A 15,981-nucleotide genomic window follows, 5' to 3' on the forward strand; every position below is an offset into this window, starting at 1 on the left:
GCTCATCAATGGTATCGCAATTATGATTAAAGTTATTATAATTCAATTGATTATTTAATTTTTTATAATCTGTATTAATTCTGCCATTTATGACATAATCTATTAAAAGATATGTTTAAAATTCAGAATATCCATGATGATATCAATTACAATAATGGCGTTTTCTGTTAAACTTGTCATAATTTTAAAAAGAAATTATAAGAAATAAAAATGATATAAAGGAATGAAAAGAAATATATGGCAAATACATTACTTCGAAGTGGTGATATTAAAGATTTCAAAATGCTTGGGCATGATGGAAAAGCTGCTTATTTAGTCGCAGCTCAAATTCGGGAAACGTTTAGAGTTAAATTAGGTAAACAATTTGCCGATTATTTAGCCATTCCTCAACGCAATGACCAAGGTAATATTATTGATTGGTATATTCCTTTTGATTCAAATCAACCAGATGGGCAATATGATATAGTCCCTTGGACATCGGCTAGTGAATCCGAACAAGAATCCGCCCTTAAGCTTTTAAAGGAATTTGAGCGAAAAGTTGTGGCTCTAGGTGAGCAACTAGCTAGTAACTCAAATATTAAAGATTAAAGGCGATCAGCTATTGTTCAGCCGCCTTATTTATGATCCAAAACACAATTCACAAAGTCTAGAACCTAACTTGATGGCAATACGCTTTCCTAATAATCAATTTGTTTATATTGTTAATGGTAAACCAGTGATTGCTTTTTGGGGTTTTGTTTATCCACAAACGCCTCAAGTAAATTCTCCATTCTATTGTTTAGAGCCTGCAAAAAAAGTAACGCCAACAATCACAGAAGTAGTTACTCCACAAATTAATAATAGACCATGGTGGAAACGTTGGTGGGTATGGTTGTTAGGGTTATTACCTTTATTGTTACTTTTGTAAGCATTGTTTTTATTACGCGGCTGTTGGCTAAAACCTCAAATATCGATTAACCCGAATGTATCTTTAGATAATAGTAATATTAGCCAACCAGAAAAAGATGAAAAACAAGATAGAAAAGATCCAGAGCCAAAAAATGTTGTCGTTGATAATCGATTAGGTGTCACCAATAAGGCTATACCAAATGGTACGATTTTAGACAATGCAAATAATATTCCTACCAATAGCAACGTGGCTGGTGATTCAGTTGATCATTCTTTACCTACAGACAATGGAAATGATAGTAATAATATTCCAGATCCTGATGCTAAAGATAATAAAAGCGAGCAAGATGCGGCAAGAACGGATGATAAAGATGACAAATCTACCCCTTTAGATCCTGATAAAAAAGATGATGCAAATATCCAAAATGATCAAAGCGAGCAAGATAAACAAGATAAACAAGATAAACAAGATAAAGATAGTGCTGAGCAGACATCTTCGCCATCGGATAAAGATAATAAATCAGATTCTAATTCAGCTGTTGATCAAACTAATCATTTAGCTATGCCAGCTGATGCAATTAAACAAGGATCGACAAAATTCTTAAATGGTCAATGGTCTGTAAATGGTGGTATTCAAGATAAAGCCACTGGTAAACCATTACAATTAAGTTATAACTTTAATGATGGGAATGGCGAAGTCACTGTAACACGTAGTGATGGTGTCAAATGTACAGGTAATGTGGGTACAAACATTAAAAATGCCAATTTAGATATAACGGGTAACACTGAGGCTGTTTGTAGTGACAATACCAAATATCAATTACCAAAGATTCAATGTACACCAGACAAAAATAATAATGCTAATTGTCAGGGAATTTATAGGGGCTGTTGATCTTTGCTGTACACAAATTACTCAACAATACATTGGCAGCCACATTAACATAAATGCCAGTGATACCATACTGGCATAATTCCTTTCTAACTTATCGTATCTAGTTGATATTGAACGATATTGATTGATTCTAGCAAAGGCATTCTCGACTAAATGACGATAGCGATAAAGGCACCTATCCATACTGCTTTTATTTATATTCTTACCATAATTACGTTTAGCAATCACCGTTCGTCCGCCTTTTTGACGAACAAAGCACCGAAAAGGCTCTCTGCCATAACCTTTATCGGCTATCACTGTATTGACTTCATCGAGCATTTCAACTAGGTTTTCTGCATAAGTGATATCATGTCGTTGTCCTTCAGAAAGCTCAAAACAAATAGGCAAACCACCACTATCAACCGCAAGATGAATTTTAGTTGAATTACCACCACAGCTCTGACCTATTTGCTCACAATGCTCCGTTGCAGCGCCTGTACTATGTTGATGAGCCCTGATAATCGAGCTATCTAGGAACACCCATTCAAAATCCGCTAGTTGTGATAAATGTTTGAAAATATCAACTAATATTCCTTTTTTAGACCACAAATTAAATCGTCTATAGACGGTGCTCCATTCACCAAACTCTTCTGGCAAATCTCGCCAAGGAATTCCGGTTCTCATTCGGAAAAGGATCCCTTCAAACGTCATCCGATGCTCGGATTTATTATAAACTCGGCCGGTATTTTTCATTATTTGTAGTAGCTTTTCCCACCGTTTATCTGTTAGCATTGTTCTTGGCATGATGAATCGAGTTATGGTTGTTTTTGGCAGAGTTATTATAACTCACATCATGCCGTATAAAAAATAATCACGAAAGATCAACGCGCCTAATATTTCATCACTTATTTTATCACTTTTTTTATCTGATTTTACTTGCTTTATAATTGTGTAACATAGCAATAGAATAAATATGCCTAAGAAAGTCAACAGTCCGATAATTAATGCAGCAAAAACTGCAAGTCCCATAATGGTTTGTAAAAAATTCATCATTTTTAAATTCTCCTATTTCTCAATTTAATAAAATATGCTTTTATATTAGTATTATTTTCAATCATTACCATAGTTAGGCTTTAAAACGGAAAAAACACCGGTACTAAAGCAATATCTACCGCCATTACTAAAAACGTTAATGGCACACCAATTTTGACAAAATCGCTAAAGCTGTATCCTCCCGGTGCCACCACCATGGTTTTAATCGGTGAGGATACGGGCGTAATAAATGACGCTGATGTGGCAATTGCCACCGTCATGGCAAATGGATAAGGTGAGTAACCGAATTTTAGTCCTAAATCAATAGCGATTGGCGCAATTAAAATTGCTGTTGCAGTATTGGATATAAATAATCCAATTGTTGAGCATAATAAGAAAATAAATGTTAGCACCATGTATGGGCCGAAAGAGCGTAAATGGACTTCAAGCCAAGCTGATATGAGTGAAATTCCCCCCGTTTTGTTGAGTGCTAGTGCAAAAGGCATCATACCTATAATTAGAATTAAGGTTGGCCAATGTATGGATTTATAGGCATTGGTCATGTCAATGCACCGTGTTGCCCCCATCAGTAAGCAGGCGATTAATGCCGCAACCACATTAGGCACAATACCTGTCACCATTAAAATAATCATAATGGCGAGATTAATTAAAGCCGCTGGTGCTTGTGAGCTTGCTGGTGCAATATCGTCGATATCGGCTGGAAAATCTAATACAACAAAGTCATTGGTTCGAGTTTGTAGTTTTTGGATCGAACCCCAGTCACCACAAACTAATAATGTATCACTCATTTCTAAACGTTCTTGGAATAAGTTGTTTGTTTCAACTGGTGCATGATTACGCCAAATACCAATTACAGTCAGGAAATATTTTCCTCTAAAATCAATTTCATTAAGTGTTTTTCCACACAGTGTCGATTCTGGGAGCAGGGCAACTTCGGCCATGCCGACTTGTTTAACCTGTTCTGAAAAATATTCACCTCGTAATACTTTCGGTTCAAGGTTGTTAGTGTTTAAAAAGGTTCGATAATCGGCTTCGGAGTGTGACATATCGAGTAATAAAATATCATTTTCACGAAATTCGGTTGAGCCATTAACGGGGATTAGTACTTTGTGGAATTTGCGCCAACGTTCAATACCAATAACATTTACACCATGTTCACTACGCAAATGTAAGCCATCAATTGTGCGCCCAACAAAAGGTGAGCCAGCTAGTATTTGTGCTCGATGGGCTCGGCCAATTAATTTATAGTCTCGAATTAAATCGGTGATTTTTCGTCTTTGTGGTTGGGTATTAGTTGTGGTAACTTGTTCTGCTGTGAGTAACCAATTGCGTGTTAATATGCAATAAATAACCCCGACAATTAAAACACCAATACCAATTGGGGTGATCGAGAAAAAACTGAATTCAGTCAAAGCGGCACGGTTTAATTCACTGTTTACCACAAGGTTTGGTGCGGTGGCAACCAGTGTCATCATGCCACTTATTAATGCCGCAATACAAAGTGGCATCATTAATTTTTTTACATGAATACCGGTATGGTTAGCAATGCTAATGGCAACAGGTATAAAAATTGCAACTACGCCAGTTGAGCTCATCACTGAGCCAAGCAAAGCAACGCCTAACATAATACAGGTGATAATGCGAATATCGTTTTTGCCTGCAACTTTTAATATGTATTCGCTCATTTTGTATGAAATGCCTGTTCTAACCAAGCTTTCACCAATAATAAATAGAAGGGCAATTAAGATAATATTAGGATCGCTAAATCCAGCGAGGGCTTCAGCTGGTGTTAATACACCTGTGATGGTGATTGCCGTGATTGTGAGCAATGCAATAATGTCCATTCTTAATTTGCTGAACGAAAACATTAAAATTGCTATTAATAATAATATGCAGACAGTAATAAGTGGGTAATATTCAATAAAATAATTAGGTAAGAATTTAGCGATTGATGATACTAAACCATCCTCAGATGACAAATGTTCCACAAAAAGTAGCTCTATGATACAGATTACATTTTGTACATAATACCTTGATTTATTGTAATAGGGAATATCTCTAAATAAAGTTTATATGGCTATAATTACTTTATCGTTAATTTTTTTTACGTTATTTTTCGTTTTTTAACATTTTTTGCTATTTTCTTTATGACCTATTCGCATTATTGAAAAGTAGGTGTAATTTAAGCAACTAAACCTATTTAATCGTTAACTCTTTAGGAGAGAATATGTCATCAAAAAAATCTGTTGCACAAATTATAGTTGATGTTTTGTCTGAAGCAGGTGTTAAGCATTGTTATGGTATTGTTGGGGATACTTTAAATCATATTACTTCTTCTATTAAAAAAAGTAATATTGAATGGGTACACGTTCGTCATGAGGAAGTCGGTGCTTTTGCCGCAGGGGCAGAAGCTTATTTAACAGACCAAATTACAGCTTGTGCTGGATCTTGTGGTCCAGGAAGTTTGCATTTTATTAACGGTATTTATGAAGCACACCGTAATAAAGTACCTGTTGTTTTATTGGCAAGCCAATTGGTGACTTCGCAACAAGGTACCGATTTTCCGCAAGAAGTTGACTTTGAATCTATTTATAAAAATTGTTCTGTATTTTGTCAGCAAATCAATGATCCAACCCAAGCAAGACAAATAACAACCGCAGCAGTTCAAGCTGCAATTAATCAACGAGGTGTAGCTGTTTTAGTGGTACCTTATAATATTAGTTTAATTAAGGTTGAAGATAATAGTGGGCATAAAATTTATCATCCTAAACCTATTATTCGCCCGTCAAATGAAGAATTGAATCAAATCGCAGAAATACTTAATAATAATCATAAAATAGCTATCTTTGCTGGGCAAGGAGTGTGTGAGGCTCACGATGAGCTTATTGCCTTTGCTGAAAAATTAAAATCACCTATTGTGCATACATCGAGGGGTAAAGATTTTGTTGAGTATGATAATCCTTATAACGTTGGTATGACTGGTATGTTTGGTATGGAGTCAGGAACAACAGCGATTAAAGAGTGTGATGTGTTAATTATGTTAGGTGCTGATTTTGCGTGGTCACAATTTTATCCTGATAAAGCGATTATTATTCAAGTTGATATTGATGCAACTCATCTTGGGCGGCGTCATCCAGTGAGTGTGGGGGTTGTTGGTAGTAGTAAGCCAACGTTAGCTGCTTTAATTCCTTTAGTTGATGAAAAACAAGATTCTAAGTTTTTAGAAAAATGTCGCCAATTGTATATAAAAGCAATGGATAAATTGAATAAGAAAGCTGTACCTTCTCAAGCAATGATTCATCCTCAATATTTAACCGAGCTTGTTGATAAATATGCGACACAAGACGCTGTGCTTTGTGCTGATGTTGGATCAGCTATGGTTTGGGCTTGTAGGCATTTTAATACCAACGGAAAAAGACGTACTGTAATTAGTTTGAAACATGGCACAATGGCAAATGCAATGCCGCAAGCGTTAGGTGTGCAAAAAGCATTTCCTAATCGTCAGGTTATTACTTTATCAGGTGATGGTGGTATTAGTATGTTATTAGGCGATTTGTTAACTACAATTCAAGAAAATTTGCCAATTAAAATTATTGTGCTTAATAATAGTTCACTTAATTTTGTTGAATTGGAACAGAAATCAGAAGGTTTAGTTGATCACTATACCGATTTACAGAATCCTAATTTTGCAAAAGTTGCCGATTCGATGGGATTATTTGCGATAAGAGTTGATAACTCTGATTCTCTTGATGAAGCAATGCAATCATTTTTATCGCATCAAGGTCCTGCATTATTAGATGTTAAAACCAGCTCTAATGAATTAGTTATGCCACCTGAAATTCAAGCATCGCAGGTTATGGGAATGGCGCTTTACAGTGTAAAAGCTTCTTTGCAAGGGAAAATGGGCGATGTAGTAAATCTATTGGTGGATAATTTTATCAAGAAATAGTTTATATTATTTTTTATATTTATTTTAAATGACAAGTTTACAGAGAGTTTTTGTTAAAAAGTTTCAGGAAATAGGGGTGTTTCAGTATAATTTTGGGGGATCTGCCGCTGATTTGCGGCAGAATAAATGAATTAAAAACTAACGGCGCCTTCTTCTGCGGAAGTTAAATTTTCTCGGATAACGGTAAATAGTTCACGCCCATAACCGAGATGTGAATCCGCTAAATCGAAAGAATAAGGTTCACGTTTGGCTAATTCTGCCTCGCTTACTAATAATGTTATTTCGCCAGTTTGACCATTAACACGGATCATGTCGCCTTCTTGAACTTTACTGAGTAAACCTCCATCATAAGCTTCAGGGGTGACATGAATTGCGGCGGGCACTTTGCCTGAAGCCCCCGATAATCGACCATCAGTTAATAACGCAACTTTATAACCTTTATCTTGCAGAACACCTAGCGGTGTTATTAGTTTATGCAATTCTGGCATGCCAATTGCTTTTGGTCCTTGATAACGGACAACAACTACACAGTCTTTATTTAGTTTGCCTGCTTTATATTCGGCATCTAAATCATATTGGCTATTAAAGATGACTGCTGGTGCTTCAATAATTTGATGTTCAGGTGCAACGGCTGATGTTTTCATAATTGCACGACCAAGATTTCCTGACATCACTTTTAATCCACCATGAGAATTAAATGGTCTTTTGATTGATGCAATGACGCTGTCATCTAATGATTTTGTTGGACCTTCACGGAAAGTAAGTTTGCCATTTTCTAAAATAGGTTCTTGAGTATAACGACTAAGTCCACGGCCTACTACAGTTTCAACATCTTCATGTAATAAACCACCCGATAATAATTCGCGAACCAATAAAGATGTCCCTCCAGCTGCTTGAAAGTAGTTTATATCGGCTGGACCATTCGGGTAAATTCGGCAAAGTAGTGGTACTGCTGTTGATAGATCTGAAATATCATCCCAATTAATAATTATGCCGGCTGCTTTAGCCATTGCCACAATATGCATTGTTAAATTAGTTGAACCGCCAGTTGCGAGTAGTGCAACTAGACCATTGACAATCACCTTTTCATCTACCATTTTACCAATAGGCATATAGTTTCCTGATTGGTTGGTTAGGCGAGTAATTTGTTTAGCAGCAGCATTGGTTAATTCATAACGTAATGCTGTTTCAGGATGAACAAAGGCCGTCCCTGGCAAATGTAGTCCCATTAATTCAATAACCATTTGGTTACTATTTGCGGTACCATAAAAAGTACAAGTACCACTAGTGTGATAAGATGCCGATTCTGATTCAAGTAAGTCTTCACGCGAAGCTTTACCTTCTGAGTAAAGCTGGCGGATACGCACCTTTTCTTTATTAGGTAAGCCCGATGGCATTGGTCCTGCAGGTACAAAAATAGCAGGTAAGTGACCAAACGTTAATGCGCCAATAAATAGACCTGGTACAATTTTATCGCATATTCCAAGATATAGAGCACCATCAAACATATTGTGTGAAAGCCCGACAGCAACCGACATTGCAATCACATCACGGCTCATTAATGATAGCTCCATTCCAGGCTCGCCTTGAGTTACACCGTCGCACATGGCAGGTACTCCACCAGCCATTTGCCCAACTGCGCCAACTTCGTGAAGTGCTTTTCGAATTTGTTCAGGATAAAACTCATACGGTTTATGAGCTGATAACATGTCATTATAAGAACTAATAATCCCTATGTTACTTTTTAAAATGTTTTTTAGATCACTTTTATCATCGCTACAACAAGCAGCAAAACCATGGGCTAAATTACTACATGGTAAACTAGATCGAGTTACTTTTTTATGCATAGCTCTTTCTATTTTTTGCAGATAAGCGGTACGAGATGCCCTAGAACGCTCAATAATACGTTGAGTTACAGCCTGAATAGTCGGATTCACATTGACCTCGTCTTATTTTTTTTCTATTTTTTTAACAATGACATATTGTGCGTATTACTTTTTCAGTATCGTGCACAACCTTTTCTAATGGTTGTTCAATATTGATGTTGTAGACATCTTTTTCATCAGTAGTTGGTTCTTCTAGAGTATCGAATTGAGATTGAAGCATCCCTGTTTTTTGGTAGTGTCCTTTACGTTTAGCTAGTCTTTCAGCGATTACATCGAAACTTCCTTTCAAATAAATAAAATGTACGTTTTTATTCTCACCGCGAATAATATCTCGATATTTTCGTTTTAATGCCGAACAGATAATAATTGAGACATCGTTAACATTACTCATAGCAAATACGGCATTACTGATTAAGCTAAGCCAAGGCATTCTATCTTCATCGTTTAAAGGTGTACCGCTCCGCATTTTTAAAATATTAGCCTTTGGATGTAAAAAATCACCATCTAAAAAAGCAGCATCCAGATTGTAAGCAACTTGTTTGGCAACAGCTGATTTACCACAACCAGATACTCCCATTAATACAAAAACTTGTTTATTTTTTTTAGTCATTATTGATCCTTCGTACATCCAACTAGTTACGGGTAACATTTTGACATGCTAACCTCTATTTGCAATATAAAAAAAGTTTATTTGTGATCTGGATCAGGTTTTACTTTTAATTATTAATAAATAGAAAATTATCTATTAGTTGAGCGTTACTATTGAAAAATAGATTCCGATCACAAAAATATAAAACCTTATTTGCTTTTCATCCAAGTTGTTATTGATACCGCTAAACAGATGCAATCTCCCGTGATACTTGCTGCAAAGCCAGCAACTTATAGTTACGCAGGAATACAATATTTAATCAGTATTTGTGAAACAGCAGCAAGCATTCACTATTTTCCTTTTGCGTTACATTTGGATCATCATAAAAATATCAGTGATATTCAAACAAAATAGAGGCAAGAATTCGCTCGATTATGATTGATGCCTTGTATCACCCATTTGAAGAAAACATTGACATAGTTAGTAAAATGGTTGTTTTTAGTCATAAATATAATGCCAGTGTTGAAGCCGAATTAGGGCGGCTTGGCGGGCAAGAAGACGATCTTATTGTCGATAACAAAGATAGTGCTTTTACAGATCCCAATGCGGCAAAAGAGTATGTCGAACGTACAGGAATAGATTCACTTGCGGTAGCTAAATTGTGTATCTTAATTTTTACTCCAAATTTTATATTTTTATCTAAAAGGGTTAATACGTCATATTAACACAACAAATTACCTTTTAAATCTATTACTTAATTGAGTAACTCATTCTATTAATGGCATAAAAAAGTTCTTGACTGTTCAAAAAAAATACGTATTTTAATGGTATAGATTACCTTATGATTTATTTTATATAACCAAAATTATAAATATAAAACAAGGATTAAGCTATGGGCATAATAGATCAATTAGCCAGTCATCTTGATTCACTTGCCAGAATCACCCCAATGAATCGTTATTCGTTTTCGATAGATGGACTTGATATGACAACCGAAATTTCGGTCTTATCACTCGAAGGCAAAGAGCAGTTAAATCAACCTTGGCAATATTGCATTGATTTTACCAGCACAAATCGTCAGATATCCATCGATTCAGTACTCAGCCAAACCGCATCACTGACTTTTCATCCCAACCCCTTACCACTTACACTCACCCAAATAAGCTCACTGGATATTGAAGATAAACCCCGCACACTCTATGGGGTGATTACTGAATTTAGTTTTGTCTCAATGAGTGAAGACCAAGCTCACTATCGGGTGGTGTTTGAATCTAAAGTGGCATTGCTAGCTAACCATCATCAAAGTGCTATTTTTCAAAATAGAAGCGTCGTTGAAGTCGTTGAAGAGGTGTTGCGTAATCACGGTTTTATCGGGATTGATTTTCGAATGGAGCTAAATGAAACTTACCCTGCTCGTGAGTTTATTACCCAGTGGCAAGAAAGTGATTTAAGCTTTATTCAGCGTTTATTAGCTGATGTTGGTATCTGGTTTTATTTTGAAACGCATCCAAAACATCGCTGTGATGTCATGGTCATGAGTGATTATGAACAAGGATTAAAAAAGGCGGGTAATATTGCAATTAAGCAGCCCAGTGGTTTAAATGATAGTCGCCGTCATAGCGTATGGGATTTGCAGTTTAGCAGTAAAACCAAACCCAATCAGGTACGTATTAATGATTACAACTACCGCACGGCAAATAACAACCTTCACATCACCGACAATAGTCAACAAAAAGATATCACAACCCGAGGCGATGACTATCGTTATGAAGAGCATCATAAAACAGAGGGAGATATTCAAACTGTTGAAAGTGGCAAATGGTATGCCCACATCCGCCATCAACAACATATTACCGAACAATTAACCATTTATGGAAAATGTAATGATTATCAGTTAGTGCCGGGGCAACTTCTTATTATTGATAGCTGCCCAATTAACGATATCAAAGACGGCATTATCATTGTTGCAACCCATAGTCATGGCGACCGAACCGAATCATATCAAACCCACTTTACCGCCATACCGTTTAATGTACTTAAACCTTATCGTCCTGCGCCATTACCGTGGCCACAAGTAAGCGGTACACTACCGGCAAGAGTGACCAGTCCTAATCACGATACCTATGGCTATATTGACCCTCAAGGGCGCTATCGTATTAAGTTTAACTTTGATTTAAAAAACTGGAAAAAAGGCGAAGAAAGTTTATGGGTTAGGCTTGCCAAGCCTTATTCAGGGAATACTTATGGTTTTCATTTTCCCCTTATTGAGGGTACCGAAGTTGCCGTTGCTTTTACGAATGGCAATCCTGATCGTCCCTATATTGCCCATGCAATGCATGACAGTGCCCACCCAGACCATGTTTCGCTCATCAACAAACACCGTAATGTAATTCGAACACCCGCTAATAACAAATTGCGAATGGATGATAAGCGCGGGCAAGAGCATATCAAACTTGCCACTGAATACGGTAAAACACAACTCAATCTAGGGCATTTAGTTGATAATAAAAAAATTAAGCGGGGTGAAGGCTTTGAACTGCGCACCGATGAGTGGGGTGCAATACGAGCGGGTAAAGGAGTTTATGTTACCACCACAGAGCAAGAAAAAGCCGCTGGCCAACAGCTTGAAATGCAAGATTCAATAAAACAAATCGAAAAATCTTTAAATATTTCTTATGCGCTAATTGAGTGTGGAAAATCAAGCGGTGCCGAACCTGCCGAAATCAGCCAACAACAAGCATTGCAATCAGCAACCAATCAATTACAGCAACCAACGGTTGTTATTCATGGTGATCAAGGCATAGCGCAAACTTCATCAAAAAGCATCCAAAGTGCAGCCAGTGAAAATATTATTGTTACTGCTGGTAAAAACGCTAGCGTGAATATTTTCAAAAAGCTATCAATGGCAGCTGGTGAAATGGTCTCTATTTTTGCGCACAAATTGGGGATTAAGCTGATTGCCGCATCGGGCAGGGTTGAAATTCAAGCGCAGTCAGATGAATTAGAACTCACTGCACAAAAAAATATGTTTATAACCAGTAGTGGCGGTAAAGTAACAATCAATGCTCAACAAGAGTTATTACTACTTAGTGGTGGCGCTGGCATTCGTATTAAAAATGGCACGATAGAGTTAATTGCACCAACTAGCATCTTACAAAAAACAGCTTTACTCTCTTATTCTGGTGCCGAAAGTATTAAAGAAGTGACCCCTTCATTTAATAAAGGCGACTTTTCACGTAAGTTTAAATTACATTTCAATGGTTCATCATCGCAAGTATTAAAAAACCATCCTTATCGAATTCATTTTAGCGATGGCAGCACACAAGACGGGATGACTGATGAAAATGGTGAAACACAAATGTTACCAATGACAGAATTAGAACAACTGAAAATAGAAATATTAACCAAGGATTAACCGATGTCTAATACACATACTTCAGATGATAGTATCACCGAGGTTGACGGTGTGATTGGTTTACCCTCAAACTCTACTGATGCCATGCTAACCCAAAATGTTTGCGTGCCTGCGCCATTGCCATGTATTGTGATTTTGATTCATGGCGTGAATGATGTTGGCGAAGCATTCCCAAATTTAGATAAAGGGATTTGTGAGGGATTAAATAAGCGCTTAGGGCGTTGTGATTTAAAGCCTAACAAGTGGCAATGGGCTAAAGTTGATGATGACGACTTTTCACCCAGAATGCAGATGCTAACTGAGTGGGAAGAAACAGAAAAAATTAAACCACCACTAAAACCTAAAGTAGAAAAACATAAAGGTAATTCTCCTGTTATTCCATTTTATTGGGGTTATAAACCAGTCGATGTTGATACTTACTATAGTGAACAAGAAGCCTATAAAGCCAGATTAGAAAAGGGCAAGCCAGATGAACTACCTTATGATGCCTATTGGATTGAACAAGAGACTAAAGAACTGGCTGAAATTTATGGTTTTTCAAAATTAAATCATGATCATTTTGGTAATTGGATTGATTACCATTTTACTCGCAATGGTGGTCCTTTTTCGGATGCAACCACCTGCATTCCCGATATGTATGGCCCAGGGTTTACCTCGTTTACGAATTTAGTTGCCCGATTGGGATCGCAGAAAGGGGCTAAAGCTTATTACAACCCACATCGCATCTATATGGTGTTTGCCGCTCGTCGCTTAGCCGATTTAATTATTAAAATTAGAAAAGATAAAAAGTTGAAGGAAGCACCAATCAATATTGTGGCGCATAGTCAAGGGACAATTATTACCATGCTAGCTAATATGATGCTAGCTGAGGAAGGTTATTTACCGGCTGATTGTGTGATACTTGCACACTCACCGTATGCTTTTGATTACACTTTTTTAGAATCACAATCGAAAGAATCTGGCATGGGGGTGCAAACTAACAAAGCGCGTAAGCAAACCTTTATTAATTTTGTGAAAGCTATCAAAAAGGGTCAAGATTTAAGAGAAAACAAATATGAAGATCCCGAAACGTTAATTGAAAAAGGGGTTGCCGCTAAAACTATTAAAGGCGGTATGCTCAATCCTTTAAAGCAGGATTATGATTTTACCAATCCGCTTTATTGTCGAAATAACTTTGGCAAAGTGTATAACTACTTTAGTCCTAATGATCAAGTGGTTTCATTGCGTAGTGTTGAGGGCATGGGCTGGCAAGGTATACCTAATCACGTATTTAATCAATGTGGTGACAATTTAAAGCAACGTGCATTTGGTCATCGTATGACTGTGGGTGAAGATCCCGCTAAATTTATCTGTTTTAGACCCAAAGGAGCCTTTGAAATAGCCGTGCCTGAATACCTTGATAAAAAGGCGTTAAAGGATAGACAGATCGATATTATAAAAAAATATGATGCCGAACAAGAAAGCTTTTCTTTTATGTATAAAATGTATATTTATTTAACTAAAGATGAAATCGCGTTAGTCAATCAACATAACCCCATTGAGAACGGCAGCTTTGTTCATGGCTATTATGATAATATTAAAGATAAAATTATTATTTATTATAAAGTAGATGACAAAATTATTGCGCAATTAGAACAAGATAAGGAGCATGGTGTTTATTCGCCAACTGAAACGGGATCGGTTAGTAATGCGAGATACCGAGTTAGAGAAAAGTTGAATGTTAATGGTGAACAAGTTCCTGAACCAATTATTTATACCGGATGTGGAAAAAGTGCGAAAACAAAATTAGCTAAAGCGATTTATTATAATGATCTGTTTTTAGATAAAAATAAATATGATGAACATGAAAGGTGGTATAAAGAATCTGACGAGTATAAACCTTATCCTAAATATGAATTTTATTATCCTTATCCAGATAGACCCAAAAAACGCATCGGTAGTTCTAATCATTCACTTGATAGCGTTTATTATTATCCATGGCCTCGAGACAGATTAAAAGAGCATCCGGAATGGTTGCCAGGATTTGCCCATTTTCGTTTTACAGATGATCCGCATAAATTCGAGGTATGGTGTTTTCCGTCTGGTGAAGAACTAAAACAAAAGGTTTATAAATATGTCCAAAAACAGACAGAGCAAGCCGAAGACAGTTCCCATCATTCAGGTATTACCTTAAACGAGCAAGTCCCTTCTCATATCATGGCATTTGATCTTGCGTTGGGCGAAGTCAATATTTGCAGTAAAGAAAACCGCCGAACGTGGCAACAATTAATTCACCTTGCCGATTGGCGCTCACCAGAAAATGAAGACTCAGACACAATAAAGTATAAAAATGATGGTATTTTGCCAGCCCCAATTAAGTCGATGATGCATCTATTACAGGGAAAAGTCCCAGATGGTGTAATAAATGAATTTAAGCAGGTTGAAACTATTTACCAAAAGGCTTTGCTTGTGGGTGGCGGAAGTATTATAACGAAAGTCGCTGCCAAACAAGTCGCTAAACTAGCGGTCACGGTGGGCGGTAAAGTTTTTGGTTTCTATATTAATCCAGAACAACAATGGCCACTACCAATGCCAGATACAGAAAGGAGAAGTTAACCAATGATGTTAGCAGTACTATCGACCCTTATAGGGGGAGCATTATTTATTATTATGCTAATTAAGCAATATCGTGAGCGATGGCAACTGGTGAGTTATCTGTTCTTTATCTTGGGAATATTGGCACTTTCGCCAGTTAATAATATACGAAAGCCCACCATTGTTCCTCCCTCGCAAATTGTGTACCGTTTTGATGAAAACCGTTATATTTTATTGACAGGCTATCGATGTGAAGGGCAAGCTTATTTTATTGACGATAAAGAACAAGTTTATTTCAGTATAGCACCTCATTCTTGGCGTATTTACACTGAACCCTATCGGCATCCAGCTAAAAATTATATTTCTATTCCTTATTCTGATCTTGCAGGCTTTGAAACCTCAATTGATGGGGGGCGTTCATTTAGAAGTATCCGTTTAGGGGTTGGGCATTATTTAGGTAATCATGATTCACCGCAATACGATGTGGTGAATGATCAGGCTTTTATTTTAGGCAAAGATGGTCAGCTTTATGCATCAGAAGCGCCATTTGGCACCAAAGGTTGGTATATGTTATCGAAAAAAGAACAGCTTGAACAAGAAGCTATTTTAGGCAGAAGCCAAATTATCCCTGAAAGTATTCCCCCAATTCCAAGTGACTATACTGGTTGGGATAAAATGCGCTGTGATTATAATGCCAAAGGAACTAAATTGCCCGATAACCATACCGTGTTAGAGGTCTATCAACACTTGTTAGGC

12 protein-coding genes and 1 pseudogene are annotated in these 15,981 nt (G+C 36.9%); 8 read left to right on the top strand and 5 right to left on the bottom strand.

What is annotated here, in order from left to right:
* The first annotated feature begins 237 nt into the window (after positions 1 to 237).
* From A9G32_RS02375 to A9G32_RS02385, 3 genes are read left to right on the top strand one after another with little or no spacing between them, the layout of a single operon-like run.
* Positions 238 to 588 carry a hypothetical protein gene (locus tag A9G32_RS02375; protein WP_065590192.1) on the top strand — a complete coding sequence of 117 codons (351 nt, stop codon included), beginning with the start codon at positions 238 to 240 and terminating at the stop codon, positions 586 to 588.
* A 13-nt stretch (positions 589 to 601) separates the two neighbouring features.
* On the top strand, positions 602 to 907 hold the full coding sequence (locus A9G32_RS02380; protein ID WP_065590191.1) for a hypothetical protein: 306 nt from the start codon (positions 602 to 604) through the stop codon (positions 905 to 907).
* Between the two features lie 3 nt (positions 908 to 910).
* Positions 911 to 1,780, top strand: a complete 870-nt coding sequence (locus tag A9G32_RS02385) for a hypothetical protein (RefSeq protein ID WP_065590190.1) — start codon at positions 911 to 913, stop codon at positions 1,778 to 1,780.
* 21 nt (positions 1,781 to 1,801) lie between these two features.
* Here the strand turns inward: A9G32_RS02385 and A9G32_RS02390 are convergent, their stop codons facing one another.
* From A9G32_RS02390 to A9G32_RS02400, 3 genes are all read right to left on the bottom strand, one after another.
* Positions 1,802 to 2,563: an IS5 family transposase gene (locus A9G32_RS02390; protein ID WP_065639689.1), complete on the bottom strand. Its 762-nt coding sequence runs from the start codon at positions 2,561 to 2,563 to the stop codon at positions 1,802 to 1,804.
* A gap of 42 nt (positions 2,564 to 2,605) precedes the next feature.
* Complete coding sequence (locus tag A9G32_RS02395; RefSeq protein ID WP_065589959.1) at positions 2,606 to 2,812, bottom strand: hypothetical protein; 207 nt, start codon at positions 2,810 to 2,812, stop codon at positions 2,606 to 2,608.
* Between the two features lie 80 nt (positions 2,813 to 2,892).
* Positions 2,893 to 4,734 (bottom strand): SLC13 family permease, encoded by a 1,842-nt coding sequence (locus A9G32_RS02400; RefSeq protein WP_442902833.1) that lies wholly within the window; start codon positions 4,732 to 4,734, stop codon positions 2,893 to 2,895.
* Positions 4,735 to 5,039: 305 nt separating this feature from the next.
* On the opposite strand from A9G32_RS02400, the gene A9G32_RS02405 reads away from it, so the two are divergent.
* Entirely contained in the window at positions 5,040 to 6,761 is a 1,722-nt protein-coding gene (locus A9G32_RS02405; RefSeq protein WP_065589960.1) for a thiamine pyrophosphate-dependent enzyme, read from the top strand.
* A 131-nt stretch (positions 6,762 to 6,892) separates the two neighbouring features.
* Here A9G32_RS02405 and edd read toward each other — a convergent pair whose 3' ends face one another.
* On the bottom strand, positions 6,893 to 8,698 hold the full coding sequence (gene edd / locus A9G32_RS02410; protein ID WP_065589961.1) for a phosphogluconate dehydratase: 1,806 nt from the start codon (positions 8,696 to 8,698) through the stop codon (positions 6,893 to 6,895).
* A gap of 31 nt (positions 8,699 to 8,729) precedes the next feature.
* Entirely contained in the window at positions 8,730 to 9,257 is a 528-nt protein-coding gene (gene gntK / locus A9G32_RS02415) for a gluconokinase (RefSeq protein ID WP_065589962.1), read from the bottom strand.
* 201 nt (positions 9,258 to 9,458) lie between these two features.
* Between gntK and A9G32_RS13520 the strand changes: the two are divergent.
* The 4 genes and pseudogenes from A9G32_RS13520 to A9G32_RS02440 all read left to right on the top strand — a co-directional run.
* Positions 9,459 to 9,892 (top strand): annotated as a pseudogene (locus tag A9G32_RS13520) (class II fructose-bisphosphate aldolase); the annotation flags it as partial.
* 236 nt (positions 9,893 to 10,128) lie between these two features.
* Positions 10,129 to 12,651, top strand: coding sequence for a type VI secretion system Vgr family protein (locus tag A9G32_RS02430; RefSeq protein ID WP_081296712.1), 2,523 nt, complete (start codon positions 10,129 to 10,131; stop codon positions 12,649 to 12,651).
* Positions 12,652 to 12,654: 3 nt separating this feature from the next.
* Positions 12,655 to 15,246, top strand: a complete 2,592-nt coding sequence (locus A9G32_RS02435) for a T6SS effector phospholipase Tle3 domain-containing protein (protein ID WP_065589964.1) — start codon at positions 12,655 to 12,657, stop codon at positions 15,244 to 15,246.
* Between the two features lie 3 nt (positions 15,247 to 15,249).
* On the top strand, positions 15,250 to 15,981 hold a 732-nt coding region (locus tag A9G32_RS02440), incomplete at its 3' end, for a T6SS immunity protein Tli3 family protein (RefSeq protein WP_065640634.1).

It is taken from the genome of Gilliamella sp. Gris3-2, assembly GCF_001690345.1.
Taxonomy (GTDB): Bacteria; Pseudomonadota; Gammaproteobacteria; order Enterobacterales; family Orbaceae; genus Gilliamella; species Gilliamella bombi.

Excerpts from the sequence above, each read along its gene's own strand:
- gntK (WP_065589962.1), bottom strand. The coding sequence starts at position 9,257 with ATGACTAAAAAAAATAAACAAGTTTTTGTATTAATGGGAGTATCTGGT.
- A9G32_RS02395 (WP_065589959.1), bottom strand. The coding sequence starts at position 2,812 with ATGATGAATTTTTTACAAACCATTATGGGACTTGCAGTTTTTGCTGCA.
- A9G32_RS02375 (WP_065590192.1), top strand. The coding sequence starts at position 238 with ATGGCAAATACATTACTTCGAAGTGGTGATATTAAAGATTTCAAAATG.
- A9G32_RS02435 (WP_065589964.1), top strand. The coding sequence starts at position 12,655 with ATGTCTAATACACATACTTCAGATGATAGTATCACCGAGGTTGACGGT.
- A9G32_RS02430 (WP_081296712.1), top strand. The coding sequence starts at position 10,129 with ATGGGCATAATAGATCAATTAGCCAGTCATCTTGATTCACTTGCCAGA.
- A9G32_RS02390 (WP_065639689.1), bottom strand. The coding sequence starts at position 2,563 with ATGCCAAGAACAATGCTAACAGATAAACGGTGGGAAAAGCTACTACAA.
- A9G32_RS02405 (WP_065589960.1), top strand. The coding sequence starts at position 5,040 with ATGTCATCAAAAAAATCTGTTGCACAAATTATAGTTGATGTTTTGTCT.